Source organism: Variovorax sp. 10N420, from assembly GCF_056394705.1.
In genome coordinates, this window is the sequence record NZ_JBFTIJ010000009.1 from 115,683 (window position 1) to 139,298 (window position 23,616).

Sequence of the window (23,616 nt, forward strand, 5' to 3'; positions counted from 1 at the left end):
GGCGAAGCGACACGAAGTGCGCGCAGCCTGGGGGCGAGCTTGGCTAGGCTCCCTGGTACTCGGGCTTCGGCCCGAGCGAAGCCGCCAGCTCTTTGCGATAGCGATTCAGTTCCTGCACGGTCTTGAAGCTCCTGTTCATCAGCAAGCTCAAGTTGTGAAGGATGCGGTCGCCGACCTTGTTTTCCCAGACCGTGTCGAACTTGATCTGCTTGTCGAGCCAGTGCTCGAGCCAGTCGGGGTCCGGCACACGGCTCTGGATCGTGTCGTTGGGGAAAAGCGCCTTGTTGACGTGCAGGTTGGTCGGGTGCAGCGCCTGCGCGGTCCGGCGGGCGCTAGCCATGAGCACGCCCACCTTGGTGAATGCCGAACGCGCCTCGTCGCCGAACTTTTCGAGCGCACGCTTCATGTAGCGGAGATAGGCGCCGCCATGGCGCGCCTCGTCCTGGCTGAGCGTGGTGTAGATGTGCTTGATGACGGGCTCGGTGTGCCACTCCGCCGCGCGGCGATACCAGTGGTTGAGGCGGATTTCGCCGCAGAAATGCAGCATGAGGGTTTCGAGCGGCGGCGCGGGATCGAAATCGAAGCGCACATCGTGCAGTTCCTGTTCGGTCGGCGCGTGCTGGGGGCTGAAGCGCTTGAGATATTCCATCAGCACCAGTGAATGCTTTTGCTCTTCGAAGAACCAGATCGACATGAAGGCCGAGAAGTCGCTGTCATGCCGGTTGTCGCGCAGGAACATCTCGGTGGCCGGCAATGCGGCCCATTCCGTGATGGCATTCATCTTGATGGTCTGGGCCTGCTCTTCGGACAGCAGGGTCCCGTCGAATGACTGCCACGGAATATCCTTGTCCATGTCCCAGCGGACGGATTCGAGTTGTCTGAAGAGTTCCGGGTACAGCATTGGTGTCTTTCTGAAGCCGCTGGATTTTAGACGGCGGTCTTGGCGCGTCCATGACACGCGCAAGAACATACAAATACGCGTACGCTTCCCATGCGCAAAACTGAGGAAATCCGCCATGCGAATTCACGTCCGGCTGCCGTTGACGATTCTTTTGGCCATTGCCGCCGTGGCCAGCTTTCTCCCCCGCAGCGCCAAGGCTGACGACGCCAAAGCCGCCTCGACCGCGGCATCCGCCTGCCCAGCCATCCTGCAGCACACCTTTGCGCGGCTTCAAGATGAGAAACCCCAGAATCTGTGCCAGTACACGGGCAAGGTGCTGCTGGTCGTAAATACCGCGAGCTTCTGTGGATTTACACCCCAGTACAAAGGTCTCGAATCCCTGCACAGCAAATACCGCGCTCGGGGCTTGGTCGTGCTTGGTTTCCCGTCCAACGATTTCGCGCAAGAGGCAGGTTCGAACAAGGAAATCGCCGACTTCTGCGAAAGCACCTTTGGTGTCAAATTTCCGATGTTTGCGAAAAGCTCTGTCCGCGGAACAGACGCCAACCCATTGTTCAAGGAGTTGGCGCGCGCTTCGGGAACAACGCCGAAATGGAATTTCTACAAATACCTGATCGCGCGAGACGGAACGGTGGTCGAGTCTTACTCAAGCCTCACGACGCCTGAGGATCGATCCTTTATCCGCGATGTCGAAAAGCAACTCGGTCCCGATCGATCGACCCACTGATCGATTTACCGTCACAAACGCTTACCTCTCGCGCGGGAACCGGTCGCCGGGGCCACGCTCATAACGGTTTCGGGTGTGGATCACCCGATCGGTTTCATGTTGCGAGGTCTTCCAGGTGCGTGTCGCTTGGTTGAAATCCCGAGGCGATTCTTCTCCTCCTCCCTCCCTCCCTCCTTCGTCTCGGGGCGCCTCGCAACGTTTTTATCTCCACCAAAAAAATGCCCCGCATTGCGGGGCATTTTTTTGTCTGGGCCGGCTCAAGGGCAGGTGTCGGCGAAGCTGGGCCGCAACATCAACTTGTCGTAGAGCTTGGCAAGATTCGGGTGATCGCCGCGCCAGTCAATATCGGGAAAGCGATAGGCGATCCAGCCGAGGGCACAGCCCACAGCGATGTCCGAAAGACTCAGGTGGATCCCGCTGCAGAATGGCTTGTCGGCGAGCCCCTTGGCCATGGCCGCGATCCCGTTGAGGACCTTCGCGCGCTGGCGGTCCATCCAGGCCTGGCTGCGTTCGCCGTCGGCACGATGTGCCCACGTTGCTTCGAGCCGCCACAGCACGCCCGCGTCCATGACGCCATCAGCCAGCGCTTCCCAGGTCTTGACTTCCGCTCGCTCGCGGCTTTGCTGTGGAATCAGCTTGCCGACCGGCGAGAGCGTGTCGAGATACTCGACGATCACGCGCGAATCGAACATGGCTTCGCTGCCGTCCATGATCAGGCAGGGCACCTTGCCGAGTGGATTGGCACTGGAAATGGTGGTATCGGCAGACCAGACGTCTTCGATCACGAACTGGTAGTCGAGCCGCTTCTCGGCCATGACCACTCGCACTTTGCGCACGTAAGGACTGGCAGCGGATCCGATCAGTTTCATTCGGGCTTTCCCCCCATCAGGGTCATCGTTGTAGCGCTTTGATTCTATGGGAACGGGACCACTGCGGAATCGACGTTGCCCTCCCGACCCGTTCTTGGCGTGCGGCGGCGAGCCGGAGCCGCAATTGCTTCGAGCCGGGCGAGACCTAAAATTCGCCGATGAGTTTCTCCACCGTTTCCGCGCTTTCCCCCCTTGATGGCCGCTACGCGCCAAAGCTCGCGGCACTGCGCCCGCTGATGAGCGAACAGGGCTACATGCACCGGCGGGTGCAGGTCGAAGTGGCGTGGTTCATCGCCCTTTCGGACTGCGGCTTCGCTGAATTCAAGCCACTCACCGGAGGCGCCCGCAAGTATTTGCTCGGGCTGGTCTCCAACTTCTCGGAGGCCGACGCGATAGCGATCAAGCAGATCGAGAAGACCACCAACCATGACGTGAAGGCCGTCGAGTACTGGATCAAGTCGAAGTTCGAGGCGCGGCCCGAGCTGCTTGCCGCTTCGGAGTTCGTGCACTTCGCCTGCACCAGCGAAGACATCAACAACACGAGCCATGCGCTGCAGATCCAGGCGGCCCGCGAGAAGGTGATGCTGCCCGCCATCGACGGCCTGATCTCGACCTTGCGCGAGATGGCGACGAAGTTCGCTGACGTAGCGATGCTTTCGCGCACGCACGGACAGACCGCCAGCCCGACCACCGTGGGCAAGGAAATCGCCAACGTCGCCGTGCGCCTGTCGAAGGCGCGCGAGCAGATCGCGGGCGTGCAGTTGCTCGGCAAGATGAACGGAGCGGTCGGCAACTACAACGCGCATCTGGCGGCGTGGCCAGATTTCGACTGGGAGGCCTTCAGCCGAAAAGTGGTCGAGACGCCCGCGCCGCTGGGTCTGGGTCTGACTTTTCAGCCATACAGCATCCAGATCGAGCCACATGACTACATGGCCGAACTCTTCGACGCGATCGCTCGGGCCAACACGATCCTCATCGACTTCTCGCGCGACATCTGGGGTTACGTGAGCCTGGGGTACTTCAAGCAGCGGCTGAAGAAAGGTGAAATCGGCTCCTCGACGATGCCGCACAAGGTCAACCCGATCGACTTCGAGAATGCTGAAGGAAATCTCGGCCTTGCGAATGCGGTTCTTCGCCACCTGAGCGAAAAGCTGCCCATCAGCCGCTGGCAGCGCGACCTGACCGACAGCACCGTGCTGCGCAACATCGGCGTCGCGCTCGGCTATGCCACGCTCGCTTATGCGAGCTTGGCGGCCGGCTTGGGCAAGCTCGAACTCAACGAAGAAGCGTTGGCAGCGGATCTGGACGCTTCATGGGAAGTGCTCGCAGAACCCATCCAGACGGTGATGCGGCGCTTCGGCGTGCAGGGTGCGTACGAGCAGTTGAAGGAAGTGACTCGCGGCAAGACGGTCACGGCCGAGGCGCTGCATGGGCTGATCCGCTCGCTTGCGATCCCTGACGCCGAAAAAGATCGGCTGCTGGCCATGACGCCGGCCAGCTACATCGGCAAGGCTGCCGAATTGGCCCGGCGGGCATGATGGCCCCCACTCTCGGCACTTCGTGTCCTCGCTGCCCCCCGAGGGGGCTGATTCCCCTTGGGGCGGCCCGGCGGGGCATCATGGCCCCCACTCTCAGCACTTCGTGTCCTCGCTGCCCCCTGACGGAGCGGCGAATCTGATGGCACTCAAGTCAACGATCTTCAAGGCCAGTCTCGCTGTCGCGGACATCGATCATGGCTACTACGCCGATCACACGCTGACGCTGGCGCGTCATCCGAGCGAAACCGACGAGCGGATGATGATCCGGCTGGTGGCGCTGGCGCTCAACGCCCACAAGTTGCAGGACGTCTGCAATGGCGACGGAACGCTCGCCTTCGGCGCCGGCCTCTCGAACCCGGACGAGCCGGACGTCTGGCTGCGCGACTTCACCGGCGAAGTAAAGATGTGGATCGAGGTCGGCCAGCCGGAAGAAAAGCCCATCATCAAGGCGTGCGGCAAGGCGGACGAGGTCATCGTCTATTGCTTCAACCACGCGGCCGAGATCTGGTGGCGCGGCATCGAGAACAAGCTGACGCGGCCGCAGAACCTGAGCGTGTTCCGGATACCCACCGCAGCTTCGCAGGCGCTTGCCGCTCTGGCGCAGCGGTCGATGCAGCTGCAGGCGACGATTCAGGAAGGCGCGTTGATGCTGGGCGACGGCACGCACAACATCGATATCGAACCCGTGAAGCTCAAGTAGGGATCGCTGCTTTGCCCCGGTGCGAGCCTAGCTCGGCATCATTTCGCCACATTGCCAGCACTGTTCGAAGCCGCCTTCGACCAGTTCGCCGCACACGCATTGCCAGCGGCGTTGGGGCCGATGGCGCAGTTCATGCAAGAGGCGCTCGGCGAGCGCGAACTGCGCGTCGTCCTCGATCCAGATTTCGGGCAGGCACTGGTCCGGAGGCAGTTGGCCCGCTGCGGCACCCAGATATTCACGCTGCACCGACGCCTGCACGCCGTCTTCGCGCAATGCATGCAACCAAAGCGTCGCGATGGCCAGATTGGGGGCTTGGACGAGGCGGCGCATAGATTGAGGCGAGGCTACTCGGTGCTCGCTGCAGTATCGGAGACCTCGCGGGCGCGCTCCGCGTATTTATTGAAGCGCCAAGCCGAATCCTGCATGGTGATCCGACGCCAGGTCGAGCGCTTCTCGCCCGGCGTCATGGCCGGCCAGTGCTGGACCTCGTCGAAACTTCGCCCGCAACCCTTGCATTCGTCATCACCTTGGCTGGTGGAGCAGATGGCGATGCACGGCGTATCGGGCGTGGTCTGGTACCAGGTCAGCCATGCGTCCCATGCCTTCGACGGAAAGCCGACTTCATCAACCTCGTCTTCGTGGTGGAACACCATGAGCGCGTACACCTCGGCCAGCGCCCGCAGTTCGGGCGCAAGCGTCACGCCGTCGGGCGAGGGCTTTCGGCCGCGCCAGAAGTTGATGGCGGCCTCGATGTCGGTGATGTGAATGGCGGCCATAGGGACGAAAAAAAGCGAGCGGCGATCATAGTCCCGACAAATCCCGCCGTGCCCGAAGGAATTGATCAGCTCTCATATTCATAGCGACAACTTCTTACCCGATGCGGCCCGCCAGCGGCTTTCGCTCAAGGCCGAAGCCCTGCCCGGTTGCCACACATCAGGCGCAATGCTCTAATTCCGCCACGAAGGGGAGTAGCTCCCGCTCGCTTTTCAGCGGGCATCGTCAGGTCGTCAATACGAAGCATCACACTTCCGGCCTTTCGGGCAGTCACGCGCTGTCGAGCAAGACCTTCGATTTGAACCCGTGCTGGTTTGATCGAAGCGATTGCGTGTTCCTCGAGGGCGTTGGTCCTCACCCGCCCGCTTCATCCGGCCCCTACGGGATGAATCGAAACGAACAGAGGACTTTATGGAACAGTTTCTGACGCCCGAGTTTTGGGTTGCCGTCGGTCAGATCATCATGATCGACATCCTGCTCGGCGGCGACAACGCGGTGGTGATTGCGCTGGCATGCCGCAAGCTGCCGCCGGCGCAGCGCACCAAGGGCATTCTCTGGGGCACCGCTGGCGCCATCGTGCTGCGCGTGATCCTGATCTTTTTCGCGCTCACGCTACTCGCCATACCTTTCCTGAAGCTCGCGGGCGCAATCCTGCTGGTCTGGATCGGCATCAAGCTTCTCGCACCCGAGCACGACGACCCCCACGGAAACATCGCTGCCAGCGACAAGCTCTGGGCCGCGGTCAAGACCGTCATCGTTGCCGACCTGGTCATGAGCGTGGACAACGTCATCGCGATCGCCGGTGCGGCCGAAGGTGCCGGCGAAGGCCATCAGATGTCGCTCGTGGTTTTCGGGCTGCTCGTGAGCATTCCGATCATCGTCTGGGGCAGTCAGCTGGTCATCAAGCTGATGGACCGCTTCCCGATCATCATCACGCTCGGAGGGATGCTTCTGGGCTGGATCGCCGGCACCATGGCTGTCTCCGATCCGGCCGTGGCGAACGCCGCCGCGTGGACATGGGTGCCCAAGCTGCCCCAAAGCGACGTGGTCCGCTATGCGGCCGGTGTCGCCGGCGCGCTGCTGGTACTGGCCATCGGCAAGTGGGTGGCCGCGCGCCGCCCGAAACCTGCCGACACGGTCACCGTTTGACGTAGCGCTCGATGTCTCTGCCACTACAACCATCGCAAGAAGGAGCTCCCATGGAAAAGATCATTCTGTACGTTGATGACGCCGCCTACGCCCGCGAATTTCTCGCGAAGATGGCAGCGGAAGCGAACGGTCGGGCTCCGCGGCATTGGGTGCTGGTGGCTTGCGCGCCGCGCATGACCCGTCGCATCAGCAAATGGGTCAGCCACAGTGCGCGCGAAAACTGGCGGAGCAAATGGTTCGCCAAGGTGCAGGAGCAATTAGTGCCTGCCCTGCAAAGCGAGGAAGGCGATCGCGTCACAAGGGTTCTCGCCGAGGGGCCGCTCGCCGACCTGACCAAGCGACTGAGACTGGAGCATGGCGTGGCGCAAGTCGTCGATGCGCGCCGTCCAAAGGCCGGGCTCGACCTGGAGCCCGTGGCAGCGGACGTGGCGCCTCCCGGGCGCTCGAGCTGGGCGCTTCCCAGTGCCCTGCTGAGCATGGGTGCGCTGATGATGCTCGCCGCCGAGTTCACCGACTGAATACGCGCCCAGCCAATGCGCCTTGTCATCAAATGGCTGCTCAGCGCACTGGCGCTGCTGGCGGTCACGTATATCTACAGCGGCGTCCAGGTCACCAGCTATGGCTCGGCACTACTTGCCGCAGCGGTGATCGGCCTTCTGAACATGTTCGTGCGGCCGGTTCTGGTGGTGCTCACGCTGCCCGTGACCATCGTCACGCTCGGGCTCTTCCTGTTCGTGATCAACGCGCTGCTCTTCTGGGCGGCTTCAGGGTTGCTTTCGGGCTTCCACGTCAACAGCTTCCTGGCCGCCCTCATCGGATCGTTGCTCTATTCGCTGCTCGGATTGATCATCGAATCGGCGCTGGGTGGGCTCTTCGCCCGGACTTGAGGCGCGCCTGTTCGTCTATTTCAGGGGCGGCTCTGCGGCCTGTTCTCTCGCGAGAGCCTCCACCGCGCGCGCTCGGGTATCGATGATCGATGCCTCGTAGTTGTCGATCGGCTCACCCCCAGCTCCGCGCGCGTTGTTGCGGATCATGTCCTGCGCCGCCCTGAGCCGATCCCGCGCGGCCGGATAGTCCAGCACCGCGATGTTGGACTCAGCGTCCGCGCGCACAGCGCGAACCGGATCGTTCTGGGCGCCATACAAATTGGCCAACGTGCGCCAAGCCGTCGCATCGCGAGGATGCGTGGCGACCCAGTCCCGCAATGGCTGAACCATCGGCGCCGGGTTGTGCACGGCAATGGCGGCCTGCGCAGCGAGCAGCATTTCAGGACGATCCTTGGCCTTGGGATTGAGCAGCGCCTGCGCCGCCGGTGCGGAGCCCGCGACCAACTCGATCTCGGCCGAAAGCAAACGGGCCAGTCGCGCCGACGGTGCGTCGTCCGCAGTTCGAGTGACGAGCCGCTGCGCCAACGAGCGGGCTGCCTTGAAGTCGCGCAATTCGCTCGCCGACAACGCCGCTGCGTAAAGCATTGCCGCCTGTTGCGCTGGCGAGCTGCGCGCGAACTCGCCGGTTGACGGCGCATCGACCCAGAGACGCAGCACATCCACGCCTGGCCGCGTCAGCACCCTCGCACGGGCGGAGATCATTGCGTGATCCATCGCCAGCGGCAGGGCGCCCGACTTGCCGGGCTGAAGCTGGAAGCGCGCCTGCATGTCCGCGATGCGTTCGCCCGTCAGCGGGTGGCTGCGCAGATAGGGGTACGAGCCGTTGTCGTTGAGTCGCGACGCGTACTGCAGCTTTTCGAACATCGACGCCGCGCCCTGCGGGGCATAGCCGGCCTGCGTCATCACGCCGAATCCGATGCGATCGGCCTCGCGCTCCATGTCGCGCGAAAAACTCAGCTGGCTCTGCGCAAAAGCCGCCTGGCTGCCCATCATCACTGCCTGGCCGGCATCGGGATTGCGGCTCTTGCTTGCGGCGAGCACGCCCAGGATCATGCCCGCGAGCATCAACGGAAACTGCTTGTTCTGCTTGGACATCATGCGCGCGATATGGCGCTGCGTGACGTGCGACATTTCGTGCCCGAGCACCGTGGCCAGCTCGTCGCGGCTGCCGACGATCGCGATCAGCCCCAGGTTCACGCCGAGGTAACCACCGGGCAATGCAAATGCATTCACCTCGCGGTCGCGGCCCAGGAGAATCGTCCACGCAAAGCGTTCGTCGAGTTCGGGCGTGAGCTCGCCACGGGTGCGCGCCGCCGCGAGCAGGCGCTGCCAGATGTCGGTCACATATTCGATCAGCACCGGATCGTCGATGTAGTCCGGGTCGCGGTACAACTCGCGCGCGATCTGATCGCCCAGATGGCGCTCGGCAGTGGCCGTCATTTCGGCGCCGTCGCCCATGCCGGGCAGTTGCTGGGCGCGGACGGGGGCCGGCAAGACCAGCTGGGAGGCGATCACCAGGGCGACGCAAAGGGCACGCAGCGGGCGGCGGACGCGTACTGCAGGTCTGGAGGAGGATTCAGAAATCGTAGTCAAGCGCGGCATTCCTCTTCAACGGCTCGGCTCGTATGATGCGGCACTCCGCGGAACGTTCATATGAGCTCTCTCACCCATTTTGATGCCCAAGGCCAGGCGCACATGGTCGATGTTGCAGCCAAGCCCGCGACCCATCGAGTGGCCGTTGCTACGGGACGTATCGAGATGCTGGCGTCCACGCTGGCCCTGGTCGAATCCGGAACCGCCAAGAAGGGCGACGTGCTGGGCGTCGCTCGAATCGCCGGCATCCAGGCAGCCAAGAAGACCAGCGATTTGATTCCGCTCTGCCATCCCCTGGCGCTCACGCGCGTGGCGGTGGCGTTTGCGCTTGTCGAGGGGGAACTGCCGCACGTGAGTTGCACCGCAACCGTGGAGACCGTCGGGCCGACCGGTGTCGAGATGGAGGCGCTGACGGCTGTGCAGGTGGCGCTGTTGACTGTCTATGACATGTGCAAGGCGGTGGATCGGGGGATGACGATCAGCGGGGTGCATGTGTTGGAGAAGCATGGGGGGAAGTCGGGGAGTTGGGTGGCGGACACATAGAAGGGTCGAGCCCTCGCCGACCGGATGCAAGGTCCGACAGACGGCGAAGCATGCACGACGAATGGCACTCGTCGAAAGTCACAATCTGTGACGATTGCCGAAAATCGTAACCAGAAGCCCAACCCTCCTTGGGCGAAACCACGTCAATGAATTACCGGCGATCTGATCGCAGCGCGAGCTCTGCCCGAGGATTCACAGTCATCGAATTGATGGTCGTGATCGCGCTCGTCGCCATACTGACAGCACTCGCCACGCCTTCATTCGTCGGCCTGATCCAGCGCAACCGCGTGAGCGCCGAGATCAATTCATTCGCAGGCGATCTGCAGTTCGCGCGCTCTGAAGCGATCAAGCAAGGCCTGCCGGTCAGCATCTGTGCATCCTCCAATGGCGTCAGCTGTCTCGGCGCCAACACTTGGCACAGCGGCTGGATCGTGTTCGCCGATCTCAACGGCTCCGGCGCGGTCGACACGGGTGACACGGTGCTTCGCAAGCGGCCCGCCTGGAGCGGCAACGACACCTTCGCCGCAACGCCGTCCATGACATCGGTCACCTACAGCCGGGACGGTTTTGCCAATCTGCCAGTCGGCACAGGTACGGCCATCTTGATGGCACTGCATACCGCGCCACTCAATGCCAACGCCACGCGATGCGTGTCGATCAACAGAATCGGGCACCACAGCGTCATGGCGGGTGGAACCGGAGGATGTTCATGATGGCTCCCACCAAACGCCAAGCTCTGGGCTTCTCGATGATCGAGGTGCTGGTCTCACTCGTCATCATCGCGTTCGGTTTGCTCGGCCTCTCAAGAATGCAAGCCGCAGCGCTAGCCAACACTCAGATTGCAAGGGCCCGCTCACTCATCGCACTTCAGGCTTCCAGCCTTGCAGCCGCCATGCATGGAAATCGAGCCTTCTGGGCTGAGGGGGCTGCCCCAGGCACTGCGAGCGCCATAGGTACCACGATCACGGATGCCTCGAACATCCTGAACGCTACGGTGGATTGCAGCCCCACTGCGACAGCGACCTGCACGCCGGCGCAAATGGCCGCCTACGACGTGCAAACCTGGGTGGCAAATATGAATGACCGCTTTCCTTCGTACACGGCGACTATCACATGCACGACCGTCGTCGGTCAGCCCATCAGCTGCGTCATCAACGTGAATTGGGCCGAGAAGTACATCGCGATCAACCGTAGCACCACGACCGCTGGCGGCGCCACCCAGACCGCCACCCAGCAATTCAGCCTCTACGTCGAGCCATGAACCGCCAAGCGCCCACCCTGCAGCATGGTCGGGGGCGGCAGTCCGGCCTCGGACTTGTCGAACTTCTCGTCGCAGTCACCATCGGCTTATTCATCCTGCTGGGTCTGACTTCTCTGTTCCTCAACATGAAGCAGGCCTTCACCTCGCAGGACCAGCTTGCGCAGTTGCAGGACAACGAGCGCCTCGCTCTGACGATCCTGACCACGACGATTCAATCGGCGGGCTACTTTCCCGACCCTCTGGCGAACACCGCCGCAACGAACTTGCCCGCGGCGACGGGTAGCGCCTATGGTGCATTCGCCGCAGGACAGGGGGTGGTTGGATTGACCGGTGCGAGTGGCAGCAGCGACACGATCACCTCTCGCTATATGACGACGAGCGGCGACGGGATCATGGACTGCTTAGGCAACGTCAATCCGGCTGCAACGCCCGCAGTCAAGAAGCTGGTCATGAACACGTTCACTGTCAGCGCGAACAATGAACTGTTGTGTTCGAACGATGGAGGCACGACGAACACGCCCCTGGTGGGCGGCATCAAATCGTTGCAGGTGCTCTACGGCGTCGACACGCTGGGTGACGGACAGGCTTTGCAGTACCTGGACGCAGCCACCATAACGACGAAGGCGTGGTGGCCACAGGCGCGGACCGCGCGCGTCACCGTCAATCTGATCAATCCCTTCCTTTCGTCGACGACGATTGGCTGGACGCAGGTCATCAACCTGATGAACAAACCATGAGCACGCGTCGCCAGCCCATTTCAAGTTTTGCCGTCAAGCCGCGACAGCATGGCTTCGTGATGATCATCAGCCTGCTGTTCTTGATCGTGCTGACGGTGTTGTCGATCAGCATGTTTCATAGCTTCGACCTGCAGGAAAAGATTGCGGGCAACACGCTGGAAAAGCAGCGCGCACTAGAGACAGCTCAAAGCGCCCTGCAGTATGGCGAATGGTGGCTGGGCCAAGGAAATGGAGGCACAGGAAGTGCCTGCACCGCGGTCACAAATGCCAACACGCTTTCCCAGATGCAGGTTTGCTCCAACGCCCTCGCAACGCCCGCCACGCTGCCATGGACGGCGCGCGCCGAGTACCTGCCTCCAAACATGTCGGCGGCAGGAGGTGGAGGTGTGACCGGTGGCGGCGACATCAAGTACAGCGCCAAACCCGGCATGTACATCAGCTACCTCGGCCTGGCGCCCGACGGCAGATCACTGCTGTACCAAGTTTCGGCATACGGCTACGGCGGCCGAGCTACCACTGCCGCTGTGGTGCAAAGCACCTACCAGATCACCGGCGGAAACAAAGCTCTCGACCAACCCTGAGGAAAGCGACTATGAATCCTTCGCGCACACTTTTGGCCGGGCTGTTCTGCATGCTGGCCGGCACCTATTGGTCGGCACAAGCCCAAGTCGTCATCAATGACACGCTCACTGGGGCGGCCTCTGTCTATAACAAGTGGAACAGTTTGAATGGCGCCTGCCTGACGGCCGGGACGGCCGCAAAGAGCGCGACAAACACCATCCCAGGCTGCACTGCATTGCAGGCAAGCGGGGGTTACTACGCCGGCAAGACACTCATCGGCGGCTACAACGGCACCTTTCCCGATCCAGTGGGCAACGGTGCCTTGCGACTCACCAACGGCGACAACCTCACTAACGGGTCGAACGGCACCAATCAGACAGGCGCCGTGATCACGACGGAAGGGTTCCCAGCCAACCAGGGTGTGCAGGTCACTTTTACCACCAAGACCTACGGCGGCAATGCGTACAAGAACGCCTCCGGACAGCCTTCTGGTGCGGACGGGATCACGTTTTTTATGTCGGATGCCTCGAGCCCTCCAGTCACCGCTGGTGGTTTCGGGGGCAGTCTGGGCTATAGCTGCTCCAACACCAATGGCACCTACGATGGTCTCCTGGGCGGCTACCTGGGCGTCGGCATCGACGAATACGGCAACTTCACCAATGGTGCCGTCACTACCGCGACGACAACGACGACGGTTACGACAACAGCGACCCCTACCGTCTACACAGGAAACATACGCACGGACAGTAGCGGCAAAACCCCAATCCTCACCAGCCAAGGTGCTCCTACTTGGAACGGCACCGCGCCGAGCGGCATCGTCGGCAGTCCCACGACGATCACGATAAGCACCAGTAGTCCGAGCACGACCACGGTTACCAATACACCTCCGAATCCCACTTCCACCAGCACTGTGAGCGGCAGCACCAGCGTGCCTGCGGCGATAAACATCACCGGCAAGGTCAACAGCAGCGGCTCGGGCTCAAGCAAGATCTACTACGCGGCAGGCACCTACACCACCTATGCCGCCAATAGCCCCCTTACGACGACGGTTGCGACGACGTACTCCTGGAGCAAGAACGACAACACCGCCACGGGCCCAGGGGCGTTGCCAGGCACCATCAGTGTCCGGGGCGCCGGCAAAGTCAACTGGACATGGTTGAACGCAACCTATCCCTCGCTCTTCCCGACTTCGATGAGCGCCGCCACTCGGCAAACAGCAGTGCAAACCACCTGCGCGACGGGCTTTCCCTATAACAACACGGGCGCGTCGCAAACTGTCAACGGCACGACCGTGCCGGCCGCGCAGTTCTACACCACCCCAGTGACGGACTACCCGCTCATGGCTTCCAGCGTGTTGCCCAAAACCGGGACAAACGCGGTGACCATTTTCAATCAGCAGGCCACGTCCACGTCGACGCCATCGACGCCGGTTCGCAGCAGCGCCGTCCCCATCACCTACGCGCTGAGCATCACGCAGGATGGCCTGCTCAACATGTCCTACAGCTACAACGGCGGATCGGCCGTCCCGGTGATCTCCAACCAGTCCATCTCTGCGTCCAACGGCAATGTTCCGGACAACGTCCTGTTCGGCTTTTCCGCCGGCACAGGCGGCGGTAGCAACGTGCACGAGATCACCTGCTTCAAGGCTTCGCCGCTCAACCTCTCCAGCAGCTCCGCCGGCACGAACGTACAGCAGGCTGCACGGGTGGAAGCCGGCACGCAGGTGTACCTGGCCTACTACCATCCCAGCAACTGGTGGGGCCAACTGACCGCGCAAGATCTCGTGACCGACACCACCACGGGGCTGGTTTCAATCAACCCAGTGGCTAACTGGGACGCCAATTGCGTTCTGACAGGCGGCTCGTGCCAGGCCACCAAAGGCACCAACACTGCGCAGGCATCTGGCAGTCGAACCATGTTGAGTTGGAACGGCGCGGCCGGCATTCCGTTTCAATGGAGCAATCTGACGACTGCACAGGCGAGCGCATTGACAGCTGGCGACGCATCATCCACCGATGCCCGCTTGCGCTACCTGCGAGGCGACCGCAGCACTGAAATTGCCAACTCCGGCAAGCTGCGCACCCGAACCGGCGTGCTGGGCGACATCATCAATTCGAGCCCGACCTGGGTCGGCCCGCCTTCGCTGCCTTACCAGGGGCCGTGGAAGGATGCGCTGTACCCGTCCGCCACCGTCAATGAAGCGGCAGGCAGCTACGCCGACTTCGCCGGGTCGACAGCTACGACTGCCCAGGGCGCCCGGCAGAATGTGGTCTACATCGGCGCCAACGATGGTTTCCTGCATGGCTTTCGCAGCGGCACCTATGACGCCAAGGGAGACTTCGTCAACACCACGAACGACGGCAAGGAATTGCTTGCGTATATCCCCTCGACGGTCCTGAACACCATCCATTCGACCACGCCGTTGCTGGATTTCAGTTCGACCCAATACGCGCACAACCTCTTTACCGACGCCACGCCAGGCACGGGCGACCTCTATTACGGTGGTGCCTGGCACACGTGGCTGGTCAGCGGCGTCGGTGCTGGCGCCAATGCAAGCGGTCCGATTGCCGATACGACCTCGGTTGCAAACAGCGCAATCTACGCCCTGGACATTACGGATCCCACCCAATTCGCCGAGGGCAAGGCAGCGTCGCTGGTGCTCGGCGAATGGAGGTCGGGCACCGGGGCCGGCGCCATCACATGCACGGGCAACGCGACATGCGGAAACAGCCTGGGCAGCACCTATGGCACGCCGATCATCCGCCGCATGCACAACGGGCAATGGGCCGTGCTCTTCGGCAATGGGCTCAACAGCAGCACAGGCACGGCAGGGCTGTTCGTCATGCTGGTCGATCCGACGGACGGCACCCGCACGTTCCGCTTCATCGACACCGGAAAAGGCCCGGCCAAAGACACTTCAGGCAACATCACCGCGCGCAACGGCATCGCCTACGTCGCCTCTGCCGACCTGGATGGCGACCACGTGACCGACTACGTCTACGGCGGCGACTCACTCGGCAATGTGTGGCGCTTTGACCTGACCAGTTCTGATCCGACCAAGTGGGCTGCTTCCGCAAAGCCCATCTTCACCACCGCAACAGGCCAACCGATAACCACCCGTGTGACAGTTGCCTCAGTGCTTGGCGTTGGCCCTGCCGGTCAGCCCGGCGTCGTCATCAGTTTTGGCACTGGCCAACAGTTTCCGCAGACGCAGACCAGCGCGCTCACGTACGCATCCGGCACCCAGGCGCTCTACGGCGTATGGGATTGGGACATGAGCGCCTGGAACACAGTTGCGGGGGCTTCCTCCCAATATGCCGCCCTCACGGGGACGCAGACAGTCACCGTCAGCACGTTAAGGACGCAAAGCATCACGGCCACGGCACCCGCTCCCACCGGAAGCAGCACGATTTCGGGCTACCGCACGCTCAGTACCAACAAGGTGTGCTGGAAAGGGTCAAGCGCCTGCACAGGCGGCGCCAGCGCCAACACGCACTTCGGCTGGACACTGCCCTTGCCTGCCACTGGCAACGAGCAGGTGATCTACAACCCGACAATTGCCTATGGCATGTTGCTGATCAACACCACCATTCCCGCAGTGTCGCAAGCCTTGAGCTGTGACACACAGCCCGCGTCGGGCTACACCATGGCTGTGTCGCTGGACAGCGGTGGCGCACCCAAGAGCTCGTTCTTCGGTGACCAGAACGGCAATTTTGTCACTTACAACGGCGGCATCGTGAGCGGCATTGGGCTGAGCGCGACCGGCACGCCGTCCATCGTGACGGCCGACAAATGGCCGTATCTGGTCCAGCAGACCAGCGGCGGACAGGGCGTCACCACCAAGATCAATCCGGGAGCTAACGGCAAGGGCAACCGACTCACATGGATCAAACTGCGCTGATCATGAAGAACCTCAAATGCTCAAAGGGTTGTCAGCGTCGCAGCGCTGGCTTCACGTTGATCGAACTCATGATCGCGGTGGCTATCGTGGCGATCCTGGCAGCCATCGCGTACCCGTCATATCTGGAACAGATTCGCAAATCGCGGCGCACTGACGCGAAGGCAGCGTTGTTGGACCTCGCGGCCCGGCAGGAGCGCTATATGACTACCCACAACACCTACACAAAAATCGCGGCCGACCTGGGATACGGAGGCGTATTTCCGATTGATGTTTCGTCAGGTAGCTCGGTCTTCTATCAGCTCAACGTCCCAACCGCTACGGCCACTGCATTCACCGCCACCGCCACGCCTGCGGGTGCACAGACGGCCGACACCAAATGCGGTACCTACACCGTTGATCAACTAGGTGCCCAGGGCAGCAGCGGAACGCTTGGCGCAGCCGGGTGCTGGTGAGCATCGTTTCCGGAACTGTTAGCAAATTTCGAGGGGCCGCGGAAGATCGCGGCGACAGTTCTCCCGACACGGTAATTCCAGACGGACTTGCTTGCGGGTCTCCAACGCGATGCTGCAGCATTGATGGTGGGGACTTTGCTCGACGCTTTGCGATGGGGCAAGCAACTAGTCTCATTGCTGAAATACACCAAGGCTATAAAACGACGGCCGAGCACTCGGCATTTCGTGGCGGATGAAGCGCGCCATGCGCACTTTTGGCGTCATGGGCGGCCGATAACCGCTGCGTCGATGGTGACTGTTGCGTGGAGGAATGCAACCACGGTGCGCACGTTCGGCCCCTCGCCGGCGCTTCTATTTCTCAGCCTTTATTGCTATCTCGACTTCTGCTGACTTCTCGTTCTCTGGTCGCTGGTCGCTTTTCAGGTCACCTGATGGGTCGCGCTCTCCCGACTTGCTTAAGTCGGAACTTTCACCCGCAGAAGTACGCCATGGCGGGCCGAAAGCCCCAGCGACCGTAGAAGCCAGGCTCGCCGAGAACGGCGCACCCGGAAGCTGCGCTTCGCGCATGAGGCGTGAGCCAACCCCCTGACGTTGATAGACCGGCGACACTGAAATGGGGCCGAGACCACACCAATCAGGAGCGCCGTCCGAAATGCTTACCGGCGATGTGGCCACGTGGGCCGACTATTTCCTCGTCGACCTCCGCGATCATGGACACCGTCAAACTGCCGCCCTTGCGCAGCGCCTTGACGAGGAACTGCTCCGTATGCTTTGCATGGAAGGCAGCCTTAGCTTCGACGCGCCGCTGCGGGCCACCGCCGGCGGTTCGTCGAAGTTGCCGGACCAAGGTCAGTGCGCGCACGCTTGCCATGGGGGCGCCGGACGCAAAAAAGCCGCCCGAAGGCGGCTCGTTTAGGGACAGATCGACGCTTAGGTGCGGCAGGTGGCAGGCAGGTACTTCTGGTTGACTGTGCCGGTGCATTTCCACTGCATGACGGGCTTCGCGGTTCCCGCCGTGAAGTCGGCAGCAACCATGGCAGTCGGGGGAGTGCCCACCGTCGAAGACGGCGTCAATGTCACAAGAAGACCGTCTGGATCGGCGGGCCTGATGCCCTGGACTGTTGCCGTGATGACGCCAGCGGCGTCGGTCGTAATCGAGGCGACGTATTGAGAAGTGGCCGTCGTGCTCTCGCAACCGAAGCTGTTGGTAGTGGGCGCAGTCGCCAAGCCAGTTTGGGCCGCTTCAGTGACTGCGTTCTTGCAAGTATCAAGCGCAATGATCACCTCAGACATCTTGGCACGGACGGTGTAGTCCTGATAAGCCGGCAGAGCCACAGCAGCCAAGATACCAATGATCGCCACAACGATCATCAATTCAATAAGGGTGAAACCCTTTTGCACATTGCGTGCGATGGAACGACGGTTCATTCAGTTACTCCAGGTTGGTTTTGAGGGCCCGAGGCGAGCCCTCGGTGCGCTCATTTAACCGCAGCATCCATGCCATGCTGCCGCACCCCTGTTCACGTCGATCCCGATGCCAATTTGTTCACGTTCGCGTTACAAGGAGTGACAATCTTCGTTGTTGCCAACAAACACTGCGACAATTTTTGTCACTCCACTGGCAAGAGTCGTCAGACCGTCAGAACACCAGCCGCCTGCAACCACCGAATGTCCCACCCCTGCTTCCCATGTCCCTGGGACGCATGGGTCAGTAAATCGATCTGGCTCATGATCTCGCCCGTCTCGGCTGGCTTGGTGTGGGTGATATAGATCGGATAGTTCTTGCCTTCAGCGATCTGCGCCAGTTCGCTCGCCAGCGTCGACGGCGAAAGATGCAAGCTCCGCTGGGCCAGCGCCTGCTCTCTATTGCTGAACGCAGTCTCGATCACCAGCATCGCGACATCGAGCTGATTCACCCGATCCCAAAACGGCGCATTGCGCTCGGTATCCCCGCTGAAAACCCAGTTCGGCCCGCCGCGCGCGCATCTCACGGCGTAGCCGCAAGCCGGAACGGTATGCACCGCAGGCAGCACTTCGATGTGCTTGAGCGCCCCCGTCCCAAGCTGCAACTGCTGCCCGATCACCAGGTCGTGAAAGCTCACGAACGGCGCCTCACGACTGGGGATGCTCGCAAAGTCCGGCCAGATGACGTTGTTGAAAACATGCGCCCGCAAGGCTTCGATCGTTGCCCGCAGCGCATGCACCCGCAGTGGCCGCGCCCGGTTGTTTGCAACGGAGTCAAGCATCAACGGGAGTGCGGCGACGTGATCGAGGTGCGAGTGCGTCAGCACCACGTCGTCGATGGCGGCCATCTCGTCGAGCGTCAGGTCGCCGACGCCCGTGCCGGCGTCGACCAGCAGGTCGCTATCGACCAGAAAAGAGGTCGTGCGGCAGTCCTTGGCAATGGCGCCGGAGCACCCCAACACACGCACCTGCATTTGGCGAGACCTTTGCCCTTTCAGCCGTTTGGCCGCTATTTCGATTCGAACCGGGTCGCACCGTCCCAGGCTGGGTCCTTTGGCTGCAACGAAAGCGAGGCTAATCGCTGCGCATAGAGCTGGTAAAGGACTTTTTTCGCATCCGTGGCGTGCAGGGTTGCCAGCATAACTTGACCTTGCCGCCATTCTTGCGCGCGGTAGGCAGTAAGAACGCGATCCCAGCGCTCGAGTTCGCCGTCGCGGGATTCCGCCACGCTGCCTCGCAAGCCGACGGGGGTGAAGATCCGGACGATCTTCATCTTTCCCTGCACGCGAACGCGATCGAGCTCTTGCCACACGAATGACGGCGCAAGCGATTGGGTCGCCTCGCTGGCGACAATTTCGACCCCGTAGTGCACGCCCAGGCCTTCGATTCGCGACGCGAGATTCACGGCGTCTCCGACGACCGTATAGCTGCGGCGGACAGCCGAACCCATGTCCCCGACGCTCATGACGCCGGAGTTGAGACCAATCCCGATGCTGATCTGTGGGCGGCCTGTCTTGCGATGCACTTCGTTCAGCTCGCCCACGGCCGCGCTCATGTCCATCGCCGCGCGGACGGCAAGCTCCGCGTGGTCGGGCGTATCGACAGGCGCGCCCCAGAACGCCATGACGCAATCGCCCATGTATTTATCGACTGTTCCGCGATGCGCGCTGATGACGGCAGTCAGGCGGCTGAAGATGGTGTTCAAGAAATCCTGCAGCTCGACAGGCGCCATCTGTTCGGCCATTTGGGTGAAGCCGCGCATGTCGCAGAACATGACGGTCATTTCCTTGCTTTCCGCGCGCATGCTGTAGCGCGCGGGGTCTGCCCGCATTTCGGCGACCAGCTCGGGTGGCACGTAGGTGCCGAACAAGCTGGCCAGCCTGCGACTGGCGCGCGATTCGACCAGGTAACCCCAGCTCATGTTCAGCAAGAACGCCGCCACGATCATGATGACGGTGGCTCCCAAGGGCAGCACGAGACTGGCATACAGGAACAGCCATGTATTGATGCCCACCGCCGCGCCGCCGACAAGCAAGGCAATCAGCACGGCACGAGGCGCGCTGCTGAGCGAAAGCCCGAAAGCGAGCGCGAGACCGGCAATGAGCACGACGACCAATTCATAGCCGGGGGCGTAGTCCGGAACGCTGCGCATGCGTCCGTCGAGCAGCCCGGAGATGATGTTGGCGTGCACTTCGACGCCGGGAAAGGCGGCGCCCCCCGGGGTGGATCGCAGATCTTCAAGGCCTGGCGCTGTCGAGCCGACGAGAACGATCTTGCCTTTCAGTTCATCGGGTTCAAGCGCACCGTGGATGGCATCGGCGGCAGAGACATGGCGGAAGGAGCCGCCGGATGCGCCGCCCGGTCCGCGAAACGGGACGAGCATGCTGGCGGTCGCGTTCACCGGAACGCGTTGGGTGCCCGATGCGGTTGCGACGGCAAGAGCTTCCAGAGGGGGTGGCCCGGTTTGGTGGCCGGTCGGCGCGAAGATGGGTCGAATGGCCTCCGAGCCGACCGCCATCCTGTAAACGCTCAGGGCCATGGATTCGTAATAGCCTGGTTGCGCGACTTCGCCCGTATAGCGGGCGATCAACGGCACCGATCGGACGATGCCATCCTGATCCGCATCGAACACCACGTTGAGAAAGCCGGCTGCGGGCGCCACGCGCGCAAGCTGGGGGATGCTGCCGACGAAGCCGTTCCACTGAGTCGTGTAGATGCGTCCTTCGGGGAAGGCATCGGCTGGCAAGACGGGTGCGGGCAGCTGTCCTCTGGTGCGCGGCTCTCGCGTCTGCGTGAAGTAGAAGCCGAGCGAAACGGGCCGCCCGGCCAGCGTGTTCGCGAAGGCGGCGTCGTGGTCGAGTTCGGACGCGAAGCGCTTGATTTCCTCGACGACTTCGGGGCGGGCAGACAAAGGCCCCTGCGCCAGACGTCGGAGCGGGTCCACGCCCGAGGTGCCGTCGGGTTCGACAAAGAGCACGTCGAAGCCCAGCACCTTGGCTTGCTGCCGATCCATGATCTCGGTGGTGAGTTGCGCCAGCAGGTCACGGCTCCAGGGCCATTGGCCGAGTTGCTGCAGGCTGCGATCGTCCACATCGACGATGACGACCCGCGGATCGAGCGTGCGCGGCATCGTTGCGCGCAGGCGCGTGTCATAGATGAAGTAGTCGAGCGCCTCGACAAAGGGGAGACGCCAGCCTCCCACCACATGCGCTATGGCGAGCGCGACGGGCAAGAGGGTGACGGCGATCCGCGCCCAGCGCTGGCGCAGCGCAATCATTGCTGGCGGCGCCCGCGGGTTGCTGTGTCCCGCGGAAAAAGGTCAGGCGACGACGAACTGCATTCGAGTGCCGCCCAGCTCGAGCACGTCGCCGTCTTGCAAGGCAACCGCTTCGCTGCCGAGCGGCTCGCCATTGAGCACGGTTCCGCCATCAATGGGCGCCACGACATAGCCGTGCAAGCGCCGGGTGACGGCCGCCACGGCGACGCCGGGCTTGCCGATGGTCGTGACGACTTTCTGGAGGGAGAGTTCGCGACCGGCGCCACTGCCGGAAAGGACGCGGATGACCGCAACACCAGCAGTGCCGCCGCCAAGGGGAGACTGGACGGTCGGCGCAGACGAGAGGGGGATGGGGCCGGACGGAACGGGCGGGACCGTGGCACGGACAGCAGCGGCGCTCTCGGAGCCGCCCGTCGCGAGGTAGCGAACTTTGTACTTGCCAACTTCGATGATGTCGTTCTGCTCGAGCGCCTGCTTCTTGATGGCACGGCCGTTGACGTAGGTACCGTTGGTGCTGTTGAGATCTTCCAGATAGACATCGCCGCCAATCAAGTGCAGCACGGCATGTTCGCCGCTGATGGCGAGATTGTCGACCACGATGTCGTTATAGGGCCGGCGGCCCAGCGTGGTCCGGTCCTTGGCAAGCGTCACTTCCTTGATGACGACGCCGTCGATCGACACGATCAATTTCGGCATGGCCGACTCCTGGATCTCATTTTTCTATTCACAGTAGGTCCCTGCGGCGACGGTCCCTTGATCTTGGCTATCCAGGTTCCTCGGACGGTCCGCTTCCGCTCGCTCGGGCCAGGACAACGGAAATGTTATCCCGCCCCCCATTCTCGTTCGCAGTTGCAACCAAAAGTGTTGCCTTTTCGGGCAGTTCTATATTCTGTAACAAAAGTGTGAAAAGCTGCGCGTCCGACACCATCTCGCTCAAGCCGTCGGAGCAGAACAAAAAGAGGTCGCCCGCCCGAACGCTGTGCTCGTGCATTTCGAGTTCGACGTGGCGCTCGATACCCAGGGCCCTCGTCACGAGATTGCGGTGCGGCGACTGGATGGCCTGCTCTGGCGTGATCGCCCCCGCGTCGAGTTGCTCCTGCAAAAGGGAGTGGTCGCGCGTCAGCAATTCGAACTTTTCTCCGCGGAGCCGATAGCAGCGGGAATCGCCGATGTGGCCGACGATGGCTCGCTGCTGCCCGAAAGCGGCCAGCACCAGGGTCGTCCCCATGCCTTGCAATTGGAGGTTCGCGATGCCGGCTTCGAGAATGGCCGCATTCGCCTCGTCGGTGCCGGCCTGCAAGGCTCGGCGAACCGCCTTTGGGTTTGCCTGGGGGCCAGCGTGCGCCAGCCATCGGCCGAAGCTGGCTTGCAGCAGCGCGATCGCCATGCCGCTGGCGACTTCACCGCCGTTGTAGCCGCCCATTCCGTCGGCCAGGAGAACCAGACCCAGCGAGGCATCGAAGGCGATGGTGTCCTCGTTGTTGGCGCGTATCCGCCCGGCGTCGGTGAGGGCGGCGAAATCCCAGGTCAAAGTGCCGATGTCCGGAGTTGCTGGTGCGCCCAAGTTCGCCATGGTCGTGAGTGGGTGATCAGGCGATCAGCTTTTCAGCGTGTCCGCGGCGTTGAAGCCACCGGCCAACCAGAACCACGAAGATGGCACCGGTGATCGCGGCGGCGTAATGCAGCCACGGGTTGTTTGCCTGGACGTCGGCGAGGATGGTGTCGCTGACGATCGTCTCGCCGCCGACCCAGCCGATCAGCGCTGCGCCGAGCATGACGATGATGGGAAAACGTTCCATGAGCTTGATCATGAGCGTACTGCCAAAAATCACCAGCGGAATACTGATTGCCAGTCCGAGGATCAGCAACACCATGCTGCCCTGGGCCGCTGCCGCGACGGCAATGACGTTGTCCAGGCTCATGACGAGGTCGGCCAGCAAAATGGTTCTTACCGCCGCAAACATGCTGCCGTATTCCTTGTCCTCGCCGCCATCGTCTTCCTCTTCGCCGAGCAACTGGGTGCCGATCCACAACAGCAACGCGCCGCCGACGATCTGCAGATAAGGCAGCGCCAGCAACTTGGCCGCGACGACCGTGAGAATAATGCGCAGAACCACTGCGGCCCCGGAACCGAACAGCACGGCCGTGCGCTGCTGCTGGGGTGGAAGCGAACGCGCCGCCATCGCGATGACGACGGCGTTGTCGCCCGAGAGAATGATGTTGATCCAGACGATCTTGACAAGACCGATCCAGAAGTCCGCGGTTTGCAAAAGTTCCATGTC

26 protein-coding genes are annotated in these 23,616 nt (G+C 62.2%); 13 read left to right on the forward strand and 13 right to left on the reverse strand.

The window, feature by feature from the left end:
- Positions 1 to 43 precede the first annotated feature (43 nt).
- Positions 44 to 901: a ferritin family protein gene (locus tag AC1DEK_RS22285; protein WP_478127472.1), complete on the reverse strand. Its 858-nt coding sequence runs from the start codon at positions 899 to 901 to the stop codon at positions 44 to 46.
- A gap of 115 nt (positions 902 to 1,016) precedes the next feature.
- On the opposite strand from AC1DEK_RS22285, the gene AC1DEK_RS22290 reads away from it, so the two are divergent.
- On the forward strand, positions 1,017 to 1,628 hold the full coding sequence (locus AC1DEK_RS22290; protein WP_478127636.1) for a glutathione peroxidase: 612 nt from the start codon (positions 1,017 to 1,019) through the stop codon (positions 1,626 to 1,628).
- Positions 1,629 to 1,885: 257 nt separating this feature from the next.
- Here the strand turns inward: AC1DEK_RS22290 and AC1DEK_RS22295 are convergent, their stop codons facing one another.
- Entirely contained in the window at positions 1,886 to 2,497 is a 612-nt protein-coding gene (locus AC1DEK_RS22295) for a glutathione S-transferase N-terminal domain-containing protein (RefSeq protein ID WP_478127473.1), read from the reverse strand.
- A 158-nt stretch (positions 2,498 to 2,655) separates the two neighbouring features.
- On the opposite strand from AC1DEK_RS22295, the gene purB reads away from it, so the two are divergent.
- Both purB and AC1DEK_RS22305 read left to right on the forward strand, forming a co-directional pair.
- Positions 2,656 to 4,035, forward strand: a complete 1,380-nt coding sequence (purB, locus tag AC1DEK_RS22300) for an adenylosuccinate lyase (protein ID WP_478127474.1) — start codon at positions 2,656 to 2,658, stop codon at positions 4,033 to 4,035.
- Between the two features lie 139 nt (positions 4,036 to 4,174).
- Positions 4,175 to 4,735, forward strand: a complete 561-nt coding sequence (locus AC1DEK_RS22305) for a YaeQ family protein (RefSeq protein WP_478127475.1) — start codon at positions 4,175 to 4,177, stop codon at positions 4,733 to 4,735.
- A 27-nt stretch (positions 4,736 to 4,762) separates the two neighbouring features.
- Here AC1DEK_RS22305 and AC1DEK_RS22310 read toward each other — a convergent pair whose 3' ends face one another.
- A complete protein-coding gene (locus AC1DEK_RS22310) occupies positions 4,763 to 5,065 on the reverse strand; it encodes a DUF2007 domain-containing protein (protein ID WP_478127476.1) in 303 nt (100 codons plus the stop codon).
- Between the two features lie 14 nt (positions 5,066 to 5,079).
- Complete coding sequence (locus AC1DEK_RS22315) at positions 5,080 to 5,511, reverse strand: DUF3717 domain-containing protein (protein WP_478127477.1); 432 nt, start codon at positions 5,509 to 5,511, stop codon at positions 5,080 to 5,082.
- Positions 5,512 to 5,920: 409 nt separating this feature from the next.
- On the opposite strand from AC1DEK_RS22315, the gene AC1DEK_RS22320 reads away from it, so the two are divergent.
- Genes AC1DEK_RS22320 through AC1DEK_RS22330 form a run of 3 tightly spaced genes read left to right on the forward strand, consistent with a single transcriptional unit; the run spans position 5,921 to position 7,545 of the window.
- Positions 5,921 to 6,658, forward strand: coding sequence for a TerC family protein (locus AC1DEK_RS22320; protein WP_478127478.1), 738 nt, complete (start codon positions 5,921 to 5,923; stop codon positions 6,656 to 6,658).
- 50 nt (positions 6,659 to 6,708) lie between these two features.
- Positions 6,709 to 7,176, forward strand: a complete 468-nt coding sequence (locus AC1DEK_RS22325) for a hypothetical protein (protein WP_478127479.1) — start codon at positions 6,709 to 6,711, stop codon at positions 7,174 to 7,176.
- 15 nt (positions 7,177 to 7,191) lie between these two features.
- A complete protein-coding gene (locus tag AC1DEK_RS22330; protein WP_478127480.1) occupies positions 7,192 to 7,545 on the forward strand; it encodes a phage holin family protein in 354 nt (117 codons plus the stop codon).
- Between the two features lie 15 nt (positions 7,546 to 7,560).
- On the opposite strand, the gene AC1DEK_RS22335 is transcribed toward AC1DEK_RS22330, so the two are convergent.
- The gene (locus AC1DEK_RS22335; protein WP_478127481.1) at positions 7,561 to 9,147 is read right to left on the reverse strand and encodes a M48 family metalloprotease; all 1,587 of its coding nucleotides are present in this window, start codon (positions 9,145 to 9,147) and stop codon (positions 7,561 to 7,563) included.
- 51 nt (positions 9,148 to 9,198) lie between these two features.
- Between AC1DEK_RS22335 and moaC the strand changes: the two genes are divergently transcribed.
- The 7 genes from moaC to AC1DEK_RS22370 all read left to right on the forward strand — a co-directional run bounded on the left by moaC (position 9,199) and on the right by AC1DEK_RS22370 (position 16,593).
- A complete protein-coding gene (moaC, locus tag AC1DEK_RS22340) occupies positions 9,199 to 9,681 on the forward strand; it encodes a cyclic pyranopterin monophosphate synthase MoaC (RefSeq protein ID WP_478127482.1) in 483 nt (160 codons plus the stop codon).
- Between the two features lie 146 nt (positions 9,682 to 9,827).
- Positions 9,828 to 10,394 carry a GspH/FimT family pseudopilin gene (locus AC1DEK_RS22345; RefSeq protein WP_478127483.1) on the forward strand — a complete coding sequence of 189 codons (567 nt, stop codon included), beginning with the start codon at positions 9,828 to 9,830 and terminating at the stop codon, positions 10,392 to 10,394.
- The gene (gene pilV / locus AC1DEK_RS22350) at positions 10,391 to 10,942 is read left to right on the forward strand and encodes a type IV pilus modification protein PilV (protein WP_478127484.1); all 552 of its coding nucleotides are present in this window, start codon (positions 10,391 to 10,393) and stop codon (positions 10,940 to 10,942) included. Before AC1DEK_RS22345 ends, pilV begins: the two co-directional genes overlap by 4 nt.
- On the forward strand, positions 10,939 to 11,679 hold the full coding sequence (locus tag AC1DEK_RS22355; protein ID WP_478127485.1) for a PilW family protein: 741 nt from the start codon (positions 10,939 to 10,941) through the stop codon (positions 11,677 to 11,679). Before pilV ends, AC1DEK_RS22355 begins: the two co-directional genes overlap by 4 nt.
- On the forward strand, positions 11,676 to 12,260 hold the full coding sequence (locus AC1DEK_RS22360; protein WP_478127486.1) for a pilus assembly PilX family protein: 585 nt from the start codon (positions 11,676 to 11,678) through the stop codon (positions 12,258 to 12,260). Before AC1DEK_RS22355 ends, AC1DEK_RS22360 begins: the two co-directional genes overlap by 4 nt.
- An 11-nt stretch (positions 12,261 to 12,271) precedes the next feature.
- Positions 12,272 to 16,141: a PilC/PilY family type IV pilus protein gene (locus AC1DEK_RS22365; protein WP_478127487.1), complete on the forward strand. Its 3,870-nt coding sequence runs from the start codon at positions 12,272 to 12,274 to the stop codon at positions 16,139 to 16,141.
- Positions 16,142 to 16,143: 2 nt separating this feature from the next.
- Entirely contained in the window at positions 16,144 to 16,593 is a 450-nt protein-coding gene (locus tag AC1DEK_RS22370; RefSeq protein ID WP_478127488.1) for a type IV pilin protein, read from the forward strand.
- A 351-nt stretch (positions 16,594 to 16,944) separates the two neighbouring features.
- Here AC1DEK_RS22370 and AC1DEK_RS22375 read toward each other — a convergent pair whose 3' ends face one another.
- The 8 genes from AC1DEK_RS22375 to AC1DEK_RS22410 all read right to left on the reverse strand — a co-directional run bounded on the left by AC1DEK_RS22375 (position 16,945) and on the right by AC1DEK_RS22410 (position 23,613).
- On the reverse strand, positions 16,945 to 17,268 hold the full coding sequence (locus AC1DEK_RS22375; RefSeq protein WP_478127489.1) for a GNAT family N-acetyltransferase: 324 nt from the start codon (positions 17,266 to 17,268) through the stop codon (positions 16,945 to 16,947).
- A complete protein-coding gene (locus tag AC1DEK_RS22380) occupies positions 17,228 to 17,464 on the reverse strand; it encodes a hypothetical protein (RefSeq protein WP_478127490.1) in 237 nt (78 codons plus the stop codon). Before AC1DEK_RS22380 ends, AC1DEK_RS22375 begins: the two co-directional genes overlap by 41 nt.
- Positions 17,465 to 17,523: 59 nt before the next feature.
- The gene (locus AC1DEK_RS22385) at positions 17,524 to 18,021 is read right to left on the reverse strand and encodes a pilin (RefSeq protein WP_478127491.1); all 498 of its coding nucleotides are present in this window, start codon (positions 18,019 to 18,021) and stop codon (positions 17,524 to 17,526) included.
- A 203-nt stretch (positions 18,022 to 18,224) separates the two neighbouring features.
- Positions 18,225 to 19,031, reverse strand: a complete 807-nt coding sequence (locus AC1DEK_RS22390; RefSeq protein ID WP_478127492.1) for a 3',5'-cyclic-nucleotide phosphodiesterase — start codon at positions 19,029 to 19,031, stop codon at positions 18,225 to 18,227.
- Positions 19,032 to 19,066: 35 nt separating this feature from the next.
- Positions 19,067 to 21,334 (reverse strand): CHASE2 domain-containing protein, encoded by a 2,268-nt coding sequence (locus AC1DEK_RS22395; protein WP_478127493.1) that lies wholly within the window; start codon positions 21,332 to 21,334, stop codon positions 19,067 to 19,069.
- 42 nt (positions 21,335 to 21,376) lie between these two features.
- Positions 21,377 to 22,030: an FHA domain-containing protein gene (locus AC1DEK_RS22400; RefSeq protein ID WP_478127494.1), complete on the reverse strand. Its 654-nt coding sequence runs from the start codon at positions 22,028 to 22,030 to the stop codon at positions 21,377 to 21,379.
- A 67-nt stretch (positions 22,031 to 22,097) separates the two neighbouring features.
- Complete coding sequence (locus AC1DEK_RS22405; RefSeq protein WP_478127495.1) at positions 22,098 to 22,907, reverse strand: Stp1/IreP family PP2C-type Ser/Thr phosphatase; 810 nt, start codon at positions 22,905 to 22,907, stop codon at positions 22,098 to 22,100.
- Positions 22,908 to 22,923: 16 nt separating this feature from the next.
- Positions 22,924 to 23,613 carry a TerC family protein gene (locus AC1DEK_RS22410; protein WP_478127496.1) on the reverse strand — a complete coding sequence of 230 codons (690 nt, stop codon included), beginning with the start codon at positions 23,611 to 23,613 and terminating at the stop codon, positions 22,924 to 22,926.
- Positions 23,614 to 23,616 lie beyond the last annotated feature (3 nt).